This is a genomic window from Enterobacter sp. DN (genome assembly GCF_046054285.1).
Taxonomy (GTDB): domain Bacteria; phylum Pseudomonadota; class Gammaproteobacteria; order Enterobacterales; family Enterobacteriaceae; genus Enterobacter; species Enterobacter hormaechei_C.
In genome coordinates, this window is sequence record NZ_JBJJTG010000003.1 from 278790 (window position 1) to 293456 (window position 14667).

Genomic DNA, 14667 nt, shown 5'->3' on the forward strand with positions numbered 1-14667 from the left:
CTGAAGGGTGTTTTTTTGTATCTGGCGTTTGTGAAAATGCCGGGCATGATACCCGGCTTAATGCCCTACCCCCGCCGCGCCAGCGTTTCCCCGTCTGAGAAGTAGGCCCGGATCCCCGCCAGAATCGACTCCGCCACTTCCTGCTGGAATTTAGCCGTCTTGAGCTTACGTTCCTCTTCCACGTTACTGATAAACGCGGTTTCGACCAGAATGGATGGAATATCTGGCGCTTTCAGGACCGCAAATCCGGCCTGCTCGACGCTGTTTTTGTGCAGCTTGTTGACCCGGCCCAGCTTGCCCAGCACCGCTTTACCAAACTTCAGGCTGTCGGTAATGGTCAGCGACTGCACCATATCAAACATCGTATGGTCGACGTAACGGTCGCCACTTTTGCTCACGCCACCGATTAAATCCGAGGCGTTCTGCGTGTCCGCCAGGTATCTCGCGGCGGTACTGGTCGCCCCTTTCGTTGACAGGGCAAACACTGAAGATCCACTCGGCTGGCGGCTGGTGAAGGCATCCGCGTGAATAGAGACAAACAGATCCGCGCGCTGCTTTTGCGCTTTTGCCACGCGGACCTTCAGCGGGATAAAGACATCTTCGTTGCGCGTCATGTAGGCGCGCATATTGCCCTCTTTGTCGATCAAGGCCTTCAGACGACGGGCAATTTGCAGCACCACATCTTTTTCGCGGGTGCGATATTTCCCGACGGCGCCGGAATCTTCTCCGCCGTGGCCAGGATCGAGCATGATCACAATCGGGCGATCGCGCCCCGCCTTACCCGGCTGTGGGCCACTTTGCGCTGGCGGAACCTGGCTGTCGAGATCGCCTTTGTTGTAATCCTCAAGTAATGCCAGGAGCGGATCCTGAATATCCGTCGCATTCGCCGGATAGAGATCCATCACCAGACGCTCCTTAAAGGCGGCTACAGGCGCAAGGGCAAAGAGCTGAGGTTTCACGTTCTGCTTCAGCTCAAACACCATGCGCACGGTTTGCGGATCGAACTGCCCGACGCGCGCCGATTTGATAAAGGGATCGTCGCCACGGATCTGAGCTGCCATGCCTTTAAGCACGGAGTTGAGGTTTACACCTTCGAGATCAACCACCACACGTTCAGGATTGCTGAGGGCAAATTGCTTGTATTTCAGCACGCGATTGGACTCGACCGTCACGCGCGTATAGGTCGACGACGGCCAGACGCGCACCGCGACTACCTGGCTTGTGGCGGCAAGACCCACCTGGCTGACGCTAAGCAACCACATCGCCCCGGCCCCTTTTAACAGGCGGCGGCGGCTTATTGCTGAATTGGATCCCGACATGCTTCTCCCGAGCAAGAAATCTGATTGATGAACAAAACGCCCAAATTGACCGAAAACTTTAACGAATGACGCATAAACTGTCATCTATAAAAGGGTAAACAATCATACGTTAACGCACGGATTACTTATTATTTTCTGTGGGTCGCAGAAAATTTAGGCTTGCACACGCGGCCACAATCGAATAAAAATACAGAAATTACGAATAAACATTCACTAAGGGTTGTGTCATGGTTAAGGAACGCAGAACCGAACTGGTCCAGGGATTCCGCCATTCTGTTCCCTATATCAACACCCATCGGGGAAAAACGTTTGTCATCATGCTTGGCGGCGAAGCCATTGAGCATGAAAACTTTTCCAGCATCGTCAATGATATCGGCCTGCTGCACAGCCTCGGCATCCGTCTGGTGGTGGTGTATGGCGCACGTCCGCAAATCGAAGCCAACCTGGCCGCCCATCACCATGAGCCGATCTACCACAAACACACGCGCGTGACGGATGCGAAAACCCTCGAGCTGGTCAAACAGGCGGCGGGTCTGTTGCAGCTCGATATCACCGCCCGCCTGTCGATGAGCCTGAATAATACGCCGTTGCAGGGCGCGCACATCAACGTGGTGAGCGGCAACTTTATCATCGCTCAGCCGCTCGGCGTGGACGATGGCGTGGATTACTGCCACAGCGGCCGCATCCGCCGTATTGATGAAGAAGCCATTCACCGCCAGTTAGATAATGGCGCGATCGTCCTGATGGGACCCGTTGCCGTCTCCGTAACGGGTGAAAGTTTTAATCTGACCTCAGAAGAGATTGCCACCCAGTTGGCCATCAAGCTGAAAGCGGAAAAAATGATCGGCTTTTGCTCCTCACAGGGTGTCGTGAACGATGAGGGCGTGATTGTGCCAGAACTTTTTCCGAATGAAGCCCAGGCGCGCGTCGAAGCGCTGGAAGCAGAAGGCGATTACTATTCCGGTACCGTGCGTTTTCTGCGCGGCGCCGTTAAAGCGTGCCGTAGCGGGGTGCGCCGGAGCCACCTGATCAGCTATCAGGAAGACGGCGCGCTGTTGCAGGAGCTGTTCTCCCGGGACGGGATCGGTACGCAGATCGTCATGGAGAGCGCCGAGCAGATCCGCCGTGCCACCATCAACGATATCGGCGGCATTCTGGAGCTGATCCGTCCGCTGGAACAACAGGGCATTCTGGTTCGCCGCTCCCGCGAACAGCTGGAGATGGAGATCGACAAGTTCACCATCATTCAGCGCGATAACCTGACCATAGCCTGTGCGGCGCTTTATCCGTTCCCGGAAGAGCAGATTGGCGAAATGGCATGCGTCGCCGTGCATCCTGATTACCGTAGCTCCTCACGGGGGGAACTGCTGCTTGAACGCGTGGCGGCACAGGCGCGCCAGATGGGTCTGAGCAAGCTGTTCGTGCTTACCACGCGCAGCATTCACTGGTTCCAGGAGCGCGGCTTCACGCCGGTGGATATTGATTCCCTGCCGGAAAGTAAGAAAGAGATGTACAACTACCAGCGCCGCTCGAAGGTGTTAATGGCGGACCTGGGATAACAGTCACCCTCTCCTGCTGGAGAGGGCGTTCACTCAGACAGATTCAAATATCACGCTTAATCCGCTTCTGCGCTCGGTACGGGTGGCAATCGCCTGACTCAACACGCGCTCATCCGCATACAGTGAAAGACGCTGGCGCGCACGGGTAATGGCAGTGTAGACCAGCTCGCGGGTCACAACCGGCGACAGCTGGGTCGGCAGGATCAGCGCCGCATGGTTGAACTCGGAGCCCTGAGATTTGTGTACCGTCATCGCCCATGCCGTTTCATGCTCTGGCAGGCGGCTGGGCTGGACGGACTTCACGCTACCGTCCGGTAGCTGGAACCAGACGCGCAGACCGTTACCGCGATCGAGCGCAATGCCGATATCCCCGTTGAACAGCCCCAGCGCACTGTCGTTGCGGGAGATCATCACTGGCCGGCCTTCATACCATCGCGAATGCAGCTGACGGTTAATTTTGCGTTTCTGCACCAGCAGCTGCTCCAGCCTGTCGTTCAGGCCCGCGACGCCAAACGGCCCTTCCCGCAATGCGCACAGAAGCTGGTATTCGCCAAATGCGGCGATGACCTGCCCGGGCTGACTGCGCTGCTGCACGCAGCTCAGAAAATGCTGGTATCCCTGGAGAGCCTCCTCAAGCATAGCCTGATACTCTTCCCCGCTTTGCAGCGATTTCTTTTCAATGTCAGTGAAGGTACCGTCAAACACCGTGCGCGTGGCGTGCCTGTCGCCACGGTTGACCGCCGCAGCCAGTTGGCCGATGCCGGAGTCGCTACCGAAACGGTAGCTTTTTTGCAGCAGGCACAGGCTGTCACGCAGTGCGCCCGCGATCGGCGTGTGATCGGGTTCAAGCGAGCAACCGGTCAGACGGGCGAGCTCCTGCGCCCGCGCGGCGGTATAACCGTAACTGGCGTAGGTACAGATATCTCCCAGCACCGCCCCGGCTTCTACAGAGGCGAGCTGGTCGCGATCGCCCAGGAAAACCACGCGCGCATGGGGTGGTAGCGCATCGATCAGGCGCGACATCATGGTCAGGTCGATCATGGAGGCTTCATCCACCACCAGCACGTCCAGATGCAGCGGATTGCCCGCATGGTAGCGCAGCCGCTGGCTACCCGGCTGCGCGCCGAGCAGACGGTGCAGAGTACTTGCTTCACCCGGGAAAAGCGCAAGCTGCTCCTGGGTGAGCGGCAGCCGTTGCATCGCACCGCCCAGTGATTCGGTCAGACGCGCCGCGGCCTTCCCGGTGGGCGCCGCCAGACGAATACGGCATCGCTGCTCGCCTGAAAGCTGTATCAGGGCTGCCAGCAGCTTTGCGACGGTCGTTGTTTTCCCGGTTCCCGGGCCGCCGGATATCACCGAGATCCGCCGCGTCAGGGCGACGGCTGCCGCCACTTTCTGCCAGTCTGTGGCCTCACCGGAGTCAAACAGCCTGTCCAGCGTCTGGCGAAGCTGTGCTTCGTCGCAGGGAAGCGGCGCATTGGTCTCACTAAAGAAACGCGCTACCGTCAGTTCGTTTCGCCACAGGCGGTTCAGGTATAAGCGCTCCCCCGTCAGGATCAGCGGTGCCTGGTTGTCTCCCGGCCCGACGGCTGACGATTCACGCAAGATTTTCTGCCAGTCCACCTTATCTCCCAGCAGCGCAAAGCAGGACTGGAGGACAGGCGGCATTTTCTCGTCAGCCACCAGACGCGAGAGCGGCAGACACACATGCCCCTCTCCGGCATCTTTACTCAACAGGGCAGCGGCAAGCATCACGGCGGGCTGGTCAGCGGCAATCATCATGGCAAACTGCACGTCCAGCTGACGCAGCACGCGTTGCTCTACCGCATCCAGCAATAAGTCCTGCATCGTCATGCCATCTCCTCCGTGTTTGCTGCAAACAGGTTATCCATTTTATTAATCAATTCCGCATCCGGACGAGTGCTGAAGATCCCGGAGCGCGGATCGGCAGCATCAACCCCGCGCAGGAACAGATAGATGACACCGCCAAAATGATCGTCGTAGCGATAATCCGCAATACGGTGGCGCAAATAGCGGTGCAACGCCAGGGTATAGAGCTGATATTGCAGATCGTAGCGATGCATTTGCATGGCTGCCGCCATCGCCTGCTGGGTATAGGCTTCGCTGTTCTCGCCCAGCCAGTTCGATTTGTAATCCAGCAGGTAGTACCGTCCTTCGTGACGGAAGACCAGGTCGATAAACCCTTTCAGCATGCCCTGCACCTGACGGAAGTTCAGCGGCGGGCAACCGGCTGACAGCGGATCGTACTGACGGATGAGCGCATCGAGCGCGTCGGCCTTAAGCGGGCCTGCGACGGGCAGATAAAACTCCATCTCAACCTGCTTATTTTTAGCCGTTAACTGGCGAAGCGAGAAGCCCTGCGTCGTCAGCGGCGCCTGCAAAATGGCGTTGATCCAGTCAGTGAGAACGGGCTGCCAGTGCGCGTCATAGCCTCCGCTCTGCAACATCTTCAGCACCCACTCCTCACTGACAGGCTGGGTGAAATCAAGCTCTTCAAAGAGGCTGTGCAAAAAGGTGCCCGGCGACGCGCCGCGTGGGAACTGATGTGGAGTTAACGTCGGTTCAACCGGAACATCGCCCACCCCTGCGGCATCCACGTCCAGCTTCGGCATGAGATCCTGCGCAATACTTTGCCCGTGCTGTTGCAGGCCAGAGTAGCTGGTGACGCGCCAGTCGTCGGCAAGCACCCGTGTGATCTGGCGCGCGTTAAGATCGGTCGCGGGCTCTTGCGCCATTTCCCAGCGGCTGTTGTCTGGCAGAGAAGGGATATGCAGGGCGATATCGTCTCCGCAAAGCGACTCAATACAGAGGCGCAACCCCGCCGCATCTTTAGGCTCACCACGCTGAATAAGCCGCCCTAAGGCGCTTAAATGGAAATCGCTCTCCCCTGTTTTCTCCCCGCGACGGCGGAAAACCGGCGCGACGCCCAGGCTGCAATGCCAGACAGAACGGGTCAGCGCCACGTAAAGCAGGCGCAAATCCTCCGCCAGACGCTCCGCTTCCGCCAGCTCAACGCTGGTTTCCGCCTTGCTGAGATCGAGCACCGCATCGAAAGTCTCGCGGTCATGATAATAGGCCTGATCCTGAACGCGGTAGTTGGCGATAAAGGGCAGCCAGACCAGCGGATACTCGAGACCTTTCGATTTGTGAATGGTGACGATTTGCACCAGATGCTTATCGCTCTCAAGACGCATCTGCTGGCTTGAGGCGTTACTGTTTGGATCCGCGATTTGCTGCGCCAGCCAGCGCACGAGGGCATGTTCACTTTCAAGCTGGGTGCCGGCTTCCTGCAACAGTTCGCTGATGTGTAAAATATCGGTAAGACGCCTTTCACCGCCCGATGACGCCAGCATATTTTCGGCAATCTGGCGCCGCGTCATCAATTCGCGCAGCATCGCCATGACGCCGCGTTTTTGCCAGCGTTCACGGTAATGGACAAACTCTTCCACCACCGTATCCCATGCGTTTTCGTCATGGTTGAGCTCATCAATATCGCGCGCGTTCAACCCCAGCATAGAGCTGGCCAGCGCGCTTCGAAGCGTATTTTCGCGCTCCGGGGCCAGCACCGCCTGAAGCAGCCAGAGCATTTCCTGGGCTTCCAGCGTGTCGAACACGCTGTCGCGGTTAGAGAGATACACTGACGGAATATCCAGCAGCGTTAGCGCATCGCGGATTAGCGCCGCTTCCTGACGACTGCGCACCAGCACGGTAATATCAGAGGCTTTAACAGGATTCGCCTGTTCCCCCTTCCACAGCAGCGCCTCGCCGCGCGCGCCTGCGCTCAGCCAGTCACGGATTTGCGCGGCGCAGTGCTGTGCCATCGCCGCCTGATAGTCGGCAACCCCATAGCCTTCCCCTTCCAGCAGCCAGAAGGTCATGGCGGGTTGTACCGCGCTACTGACTTCGAAGCGCAGGGATGCGTTTTTTGGGGCGGATTTCACCGGCAGGAAAGGGATTTCATTGAACATGAACGCCGTCTCCATACGGCTGAACAGCGCATTGACGCTCTTAACCATCCCCGGCGCGGAACGCCAGTTAGTGTCTAACGTGTAATGCGCGACAACCTCACTACGGGCTTTCATATAAGTGAAGATATCTGCCCCACGGAAGGCGTAAATCGCCTGTTTAGGGTCGCCTATCAACAACAGGGCAGTGTCGGGCTGCTGTCGCCAGATGCGGCGAAAAATGCGGTACTGCTGAGGGTCGGTGTCCTGAAATTCGTCAATCATCGCCACCGGAAAACGGGTACGGATCGCGCTGGCGAGCGCTTCACCATTCTCGCTGGACAGCGCCTCGTCCAGGCGGCTCAGCATGTCATCAAACCCCAGCTCGCCCCGGCGACGTTTTTCGCGCGCGACGGCCTGGCGGATCTCCGTCATGGCGCGTGTGATCATCAGGTCATTGAGCGTTAATGGCTCCGCAAGCAGCGCATCAATCGCCACAAACAGGGAATGCTCAGGCACAATGCCGTCGGCTTTGGTTCGCTCGGTCAAAAAGCGCTGCGAAAATTTTTCCAGCGCGTCCGGAAGCTGGTAGCCCCGCGTCTCCTCCTGGGCCCAGACGCTGATCTTTTCGATCCACTTCCCCTGGTTCCCACGGTTGAACTTGCGTCTGTCGATGCCTGAGTTTTCGATGATTGCATCAATTTCACCAACCGACTCATTCCACTTCTGCTTAAGCGCGGCAATTTTGGCGACGATCTTTTCATGGCGCGAGGCCAGCGTTTCATCGGCAGGCGGCGGAGATTTAATGACCGGCGCTTCGCCTTGCAGGTAACGGTCGATGGCGCGAAGAAGCTCTTCCGGACCTTTCCACAGGGCGTGAACCGCTTCGGCAATGTCGCGCTGCAACGGATAACAGTGACGACGCCAGAAATCCGCACAGGCCTGATAGCGAAGCTCGGATTCATCTTCAATAAGCTGCTGCTCAAAGAGCATGCCGGATTCAAACGCATTCAGGCTCAGCATGCGCTGACAAAAACCGTGAATGGTGAAAACGGACGCTTCATCCATTTGCCGCTCGGCCAGCAGCAGCCATTGCGCAGCCTGTTGTTTATCCGCAATCTCGTCCAGCAGGCTGGCGTAGAGGGGGTTATCCGTCGTCTGACGCAGACAGGCGATGCGCAGCTCATGAATGTTGCTGCGAATACGGCCACGCAGCTCGGCAGTGGCCGCTTCGGTGAAGGTTACCACCAGCAGCTCTTCCACGCTTAACGGGCGCGAAAAAGCGGCGTTGCCGCCGAGCCCCAACAGCAGACGCAGATAGAGCGCGGCGATGGTATAGGTTTTTCCCGTTCCCGCTGAGGCTTCAATCAGTCGCTCACCCTGTAGAGGTAAACTTAGGGGATCAAGCGGCTCAGCGGTATGGGTCATTCTTTCTTACTCCAGGGCATAGTTTGTTGCAGCGCGCTGACGCTCTTCCAGACGGTCCACTCTTTTGATTTTACGTAGTCCGTTTTCCCGTTCTGGCTGCCAGAAACCTGAGACAGGATGGCCATACCCTGCGGTTTTACTACCGCCTGATGGAAGAAATCGGCAACCTTTTGTGGCGTCAGCTGTTTTATTTCGGCCACTATTTTATCACGCGAATCAAATTTCATATTACCGCGATCAAAATCTTTGCTCAGCTGCGAGGCCTCTTCACCCAGCGTCTGCGGCGGCTGCATCACCTGGGCGATAACCGCCTGCTGGATCTGGGCAAACTCTTCCGGCTTCATGGCGCGCAGTTTTGCTTCCGCCTGCGGGAAGAACGCCTGATAACGTTGCCACAGGTAAGCGGGTTGCTTGTCGCTGCTTTGCAGAAGGAAGCCCAGCCCCCACTGACGGCCCACATTCATAGAAAAAGCGAACACCGCATAGCCCAGCTGCTCTTCGGTGCGCAGCTGGTTGTAAAACCACGGCTGAATAATTTGGCCAAGCACCGCACTCTGGGCTGAGCTTGTAAATTCGTCATAACCGACAGGGACAAACACCGCGGCCAGCGCGGAATCCGTGCTGCTTCCCGCTTTTTCGAAGATCACGTTCTGTTTTTTCTCTACCAGCACATCCTGGTTACGGCACCACTCATCGCCTTTTGAACCCAGTTGCGCCCGGACGTTTTGCGCCAGCGTTTTAGCCTGATCTTCGCTCATATTCCCTACAACCAGGAACTCCGGACGGGTATTGGTTTTCAGCGCATCACGGTAAGCCAGCACCTCTTTTAAGGTGACTGAGGGCAATAACGCGCGGCGATCTTCGCGCTGGAAGTACGGAATTTGCGACAGCATCTGTGCTGGCATAATCGCCTGATCGTAGGCTTTACCCTTCTCGGCAGAATCCATCATCTGGGCATACCAGGACTTAGCCTGCTCGAGCTGTTCTTCCGTAGGCGTATAGCTGAAATAACCGTCCAGCAGCGCCTGGAACAGCTGCGGCAAACGCTGGGTATAGCCGTTGGCATTCACCATCAGGCCGTTATTGGCATTGGTGGAGAAACTGATACCACCAACGGCAGCCTGGTTGCTGAGCTGATCGAGAGCAATACCGGCCAGATAATCGTTAAGCGCAAACAGCACCTGGTTTCTGGCGCTGTCCATTGCTTTGGGGTTACGCAGCACCACGCTAACATCCGCTTTTGGCTCGTCGGCGAAATAGCGGCTTGGGGTGTAGACCACGCGCAGCGTCGGCTCATCAACAATCAGCTCCGGGTGCGGATACGCCTTTGCGGGTTTGATCAGCGAGAAATCGTCCGGGATGTAGGGGTTAAGCTCCGGTAACTTCAGCGCAATTTCCCCGGCCTTTTTCTGCCAGCCCGCAAAGGTCTGTTCGCTGATTTTTTCAACCTGATACGGGGCATCAACGAAGTAGGCCATTTTGTTATGCGGTTCGTTCGGGCTGATATACCAGACGCGGGCATTCTGCGGAGTCATCATCGCCAGACGCGCTTTGAGCGCTCCGGCGTCATACTGGTCGGCAATATTTACCGCATCCAGCGTATGTTCCACCGGCACGCGGATCATGGTATCTGCCAGCCACTCAACGTAGTCCATATCACGCGTGATAGAGGGATAGCGGAAATCGAGATCCAGCACGTGCGCCAGCTCGTCAAAGTAGCGTTTATCGACGCCTTTATCGCGCAGCAGAGAGAGGTAACTGAAAATGGCCGCAACGACGTCGTCCCGGTGAGCCAGCCCTTTATCGGTCAGCGTCGCGGAGATGGCCAGCACGCCGCTATTCCCGTTTACAACGGGATCGGAGTCAGCGCGAATACCTTCCACCAGCCCCTGCTTTTGCAGCCAGTCGGAGAGCGTACCCGGGCTGCGGTTGCCGATAAGATACGTCACCAGCTCGTCGGTTTTGCTGCGGAACTGCACCGTGTTGTTATCAATACGGAATTCAACGCGTAACACCTTGCGCGGCAAGGCCGGCACATAGTGAATAACAATGCCTTTTTGCGCGTCCGTGACAACCGGCACGTTAATCTGCGGCAGATCGATATTTTTATTTGGCACCCTGCCGTAGGTCTGCGCGGCCATGTTTGCCAGCGTCGGCAACGGTTTATTGCTGTAGATAACCGCTTTCATCAGATTGGCGGAATAGTATTTTTCACGAAACGCATGCAGCGCATCGAGCACCGGGCTACCTGGCTTGTCGCTCAGCGTTTCAAGGTTGCCGCCTGAGAAGCGCGAACCCGGGTGCGCCGGATTGATGGTTTCAGCACTAACCTGCGCCATGCGCATACCGTCTCGCGTGCGCGCCATCGTCAGTTCGGCGTTTACGGCATTACGTTCACGGTCAGCGTATTTTTTATCCAGCAGCGGTGCGGCGATGGCATCCGCCAGACGGTCCACCGCCCCATCAAGCGCATCATTTTCCACTTCCAGGTAAAACGCGGTGCGATACGGCGCGGTACTGGCGTTGTGGCTGCCGCCATGCATTTTCAGAAATTCGGACAGGCTGTCAGGCTGTGGGTATTTTTTAGAGCCCATCAGCGTCATGTGCTCAAGGTAGTGCGCCAGTCCAGGATGGGCGTCAGGATCTTCCAGCGAACCCACCGGCACAACCAGCGCGGAGAGCGATTTCACCGCCTGAGGATCGGAAACCAGCAGCACGGTCATCCCGTTATCAAGACGAATCGCCTGATACTCACGGGTGTCCTTATCGCTCTTACGGATTGTTTCCTTGACAGGTTGCCAACCGGAATCGGCCTGAGTGACGGGAGCCCAAAGGGCGATAAACAAAACAAACGCTTTGAACAAGGTGCTGCCTGGCATTACGACCTCTTTATCACGACTACATCATTAACAACGTGCGTGCTGGACACGCCAGCATCTCTTTCTTTGGGTACATCAGTCCGTGATAAGAGGTGCATCATAAATGAACACCTCATACTGCGCAATTTTTATACAGCACTCAGGACTGATTAAATTTGAACAACGGTAACAGGTAGCGTTGCGCCTCCTGGGTGATAATGTCGAAATATTCTGGCTCCAGCGTTCGCCATAAACGTTGATACCAGACATCGTCACCTTCGCCACGTACCATCATGTTCCCTTCGTAGGCCTGCAAAAACTTGCTGCGCGCTTTCTGGAGCGAAGCCTCATCCGTTAACATGGCATCATTCTGCGCGTCGTAACAGGCTTTTATCCACGCCCCCCCACTTTCAGGCAGCAAAAGCAGAGGTTTGTTCATGCCCTGACGGTAACCTTCAATATAAAGCGACAGATACGTCAACGCCTGCTCAGGCTCCATCGGCGGGAAACGCCATTCGCCGTCCTTACGTACAAACAACCGGCTTTCACCTTCGTGACCACTCGCACTGTAGACAAGATGTTCGAGCCAGAGTTGCAGGCCATGTGAAACGCTGAGCATGGATGGCCGCCAGCGCAGCAGCCCGTCAGACTGCACGTGCGTGAGCCAGCCGCTGAGGTGCATACCGTTACAATCGAGATCGATTTCAATGCTGCTCGCCGGCTGCCGACACGCGATAACGCGGTCAGCAAGCGCTCGCATCTCCTCGCACTGGGCATCCCAGACGATTTCGCCGAATGCACCATACGGAAGTAATCCCGACGCCCTGTAACGTCGGAACAGTTTACTGGCGTCTTCTTCGTCAACCAGCGCATTCAGAAGCTGGGAATTAAGTTTAAAACGCTCCAGCCCATCAAGAATAAACGGTTCCGCATCGGGGATTTCGCTCTCTTCAGAGCGGAAATTCACCTGCAAGCGTTGCTGGAAAAAAGCCCGGACCGGGTGCGCCCAAAAACGCTGTAGCTGCTCAAACGAGAGGGTATCTATGACGCGCGGTTCGAGCGTCTGAATAAAATCGGTTTGCGGCGTCCCCGCTTTCTTCGCGGCGGGAAGCCACTCGCGGGCGTAGCTTTGCAGTTCATCAGGAACGTAATTGACAGGATCAAACGGCATACGGCTATGGTGACAGGTGATATGCGCTATCACCCGACGTTCGCTTTCGTCGCAGTTGCAGGCTTCATCCCCCGGCAGATAGTGGCTCTGTCCGATGTAATCCACCAGCTCCTGCACCAGCACAGACGGGAAACGCTCGCTGTTGTCCTGAATTGAACGACCGATATAGCTGATATACAGCCTGCTTTGCGCAGACATCAGCGCCTCAAGAAAGAGATAACGGTCATCATCGCGGCGGCTGCGGTCGCCCCGCTTCGGTTGTGCGCTCATGAGATCAAAACCCAGAGGTGGAAGCGCACGCGGATAAATACCGTCGTTCATGCCAAGCAGACAGACTACTTTGAACGGGATTGAACGCATTGGCATCAGGGTACAAATATTCACCGGCCCCGCAAGGAAGCGCTGGCTGATGCGCTCCTGATCGAGACGTTGCGTCAGCTCATCACGCAGAAGCGAAAGAGGAACCGCCTCGTGATAGTGCGAATTAACCCCCTCATCAACGATGGCCTGCCACTGCTTCTCGATAAGCGCCATGGCCGCTTCAGTTTCGCTGTCCGGCAGGAAGAAATCATTCAGCATTTCGCGGCAAATCGGCAGCCACTCTTCGAGCGGGCGGGGCTGCATCAACGCACGGCGCCAGCGGTTGAGCTGCATAAGCAGCGAGGCTAAGTGACCAACCAGTTCCGCGATTAACCCACTGGACTCATCGTACGGCAGCACGTCATTCCATTCGCCGTGGATGCTCTCCATCGCATACCCCAGCAGCATGCGCGTCAGGCCAAACTGCCAGGTATGCTGGCCGGTCGCAGGCAGTTCGAACTCCTGGACGTTATCATCGTCGATACCCCAGCGGACACCGGATTCGTTGACCCACTGGCGCAGATAGCGCAACCCCTCTTCGTTAATGTTGAAACGTGCGGCCAGAACTGGCACATCCAGCAGTGCCAGCACATCCTCAGAGATAAACCGGCTATCAGGCAGCGAAAGCAGGCTGATAAAGGCCTGTAGCGCCGGGTGTGACTGACGAGCGCGACGGTCAGAGATGGCGTAGGGCAGATAGCGGTCGCCCGTTGCGCTGCCAAATACCGCCTGAATAAACGGGCTGTAGCTGTCGATATCCGCCACCATCACCACGATATCGCGCGGCGTCAGGGTTGGGTCGTCCTGCAACATGGCCAGCAGGCGGTCATGAAGAATTTCAACTTCACGCTGTGGGCTGTGGCAAACGTGGATCGCGATACTGCGATCGTCAGGATCCAGTTTTCGCTTCTTATCGCTTCGCGCAAACTCTTCGGCAGTGATCCCGGCAACGGCACGGTTTTCTAAATCCAGAATATCAAGCTGAATATTGTGCAGCAGGCTGTCCGGCGTAATATCCGCAAACGCATCCACATCCCCTTCTCCCGAAGAGGTGATATCTGAAAGCAGATAAATATAGTCGCGTCCGAGCTTGCCCCACGAGGCAAGCAGCGGGTTCGGCAGGTTCTGAATCCCTTCTTCATCAAAAAGCTGCGCCGCGTTTTCACTGTCTTTAAACAGCGGCACGGCGCGCTCTTCAAAGAGGCGCTTTCTCTGGCGGGTGACCAGCCGTGAAAGCCAGCGCGGATCCTGAATATCCCCCCAATAGTGTCGACACGGGTTGGTAAAGAGGATATGGATATCAGTGTGCTTACCGAGCGCTTTTAGCGCGTTCAGGTAGACAGGCGGCAGCGCGGAGATACCGCAAATGAACACGCGTGACGGCAAACGGGCTGGCCGTTCTGCGCTGTTCTCAAGTATTGAGATAAAGCGATCGTACAGGTTAGCACGGTGCCACTTAGGCTGACCGAGTTTCCCGGTATGCTCGACCAGCGCTTTCCAGAGCGGCGCCTGCCAGATTTGCGCTTCCGGTAACCCATCGACTAATTCTCCCGCTTCCCAGCGAATCAGCCAGTCTGCACGGTAAACCAGATACTGGTCATAAAGGTCGGCAGTACGTGAGGCCAGCTGGAAAAGTTTACGCTTGTCGGTGTCGTCATTCAGATAGTGCCGCAGCATGGCAAACTCATCATGCGCCAGCATGTCCGGCAGCAGCGTCATCAGTTTCCAGGCCATGCTTTGTTTGTTGAAGGCGCTCTGCTCAGGGATATCCGGCAGGACGCGAACAAACATCTCCCAGATAAAGCTCGCGGGCAGCGGAAAATCGATGTTCGCCGCAATGCCAAATTTCTGTGAAAGGGACATTTGCAGCCACTGCGCCATACCGGTGCTCTGCACCAGCACCATTTCTGGCTCAAACGGATCGTCAAGACGCTCTTGCTCAACGATATACTCCATCAGTGCTTCCAGCACATCCAGACGATTTGAGTGGTAAACCCTTAGCATAAA

The 14667-nt window shown here is 56.6% G+C and carries 6 protein-coding genes; 1 reads left to right on the forward strand and 5 read right to left on the reverse strand.

The features are described from left to right. Window positions 1-65 precede the first annotated feature (65 nt). Window positions 66-1319: an N-acetylmuramoyl-L-alanine amidase AmiC gene (amiC, locus tag ACJTMZ_RS09790; protein WP_017382840.1), complete on the reverse strand. Its 1254-nt coding sequence runs from the start codon at window positions 1317-1319 to the stop codon at window positions 66-68. 227 nt (window positions 1320-1546) lie between these two features. Here amiC and argA point away from each other — a divergent pair, with 227 nt between their 5' ends. Continuing rightward, window positions 1547-2878 (forward strand): amino-acid N-acetyltransferase, encoded by a 1332-nt coding sequence (gene argA / locus ACJTMZ_RS09795; RefSeq protein ID WP_015571744.1) that lies wholly within the window; start codon window positions 1547-1549, stop codon window positions 2876-2878. 33 nt (window positions 2879-2911) lie between these two features. Here the strand turns inward: argA and recD are convergent, their stop codons facing one another. The 4 genes from recD to recC all read right to left on the reverse strand — a co-directional run bounded on the left by recD (window position 2912) and on the right by recC (window position 14664). Then, window positions 2912-4732, reverse strand: a complete 1821-nt coding sequence (recD, locus tag ACJTMZ_RS09800; RefSeq protein ID WP_252010986.1) for an exodeoxyribonuclease V subunit alpha — start codon at window positions 4730-4732, stop codon at window positions 2912-2914. Further along, on the reverse strand, window positions 4729-8271 hold the full coding sequence (recB, locus tag ACJTMZ_RS09805; protein ID WP_252010987.1) for an exodeoxyribonuclease V subunit beta: 3543 nt from the start codon (window positions 8269-8271) through the stop codon (window positions 4729-4731). The genes recD and recB overlap by 4 nt, the downstream gene beginning before the upstream one ends. Further along, window positions 8268-11150, reverse strand: coding sequence for a pitrilysin (gene ptrA, locus ACJTMZ_RS09810; protein ID WP_047055891.1), 2883 nt, complete (start codon window positions 11148-11150; stop codon window positions 8268-8270). Before ptrA ends, recB begins: the two co-directional genes overlap by 4 nt. Window positions 11151-11289: 139 nt before the next feature. Continuing rightward, entirely contained in the window at window positions 11290-14664 is a 3375-nt protein-coding gene (gene recC / locus ACJTMZ_RS09815; protein WP_023304349.1) for an exodeoxyribonuclease V subunit gamma, read from the reverse strand. Between the last annotated feature and the right edge of the window lie 3 nt (window positions 14665-14667).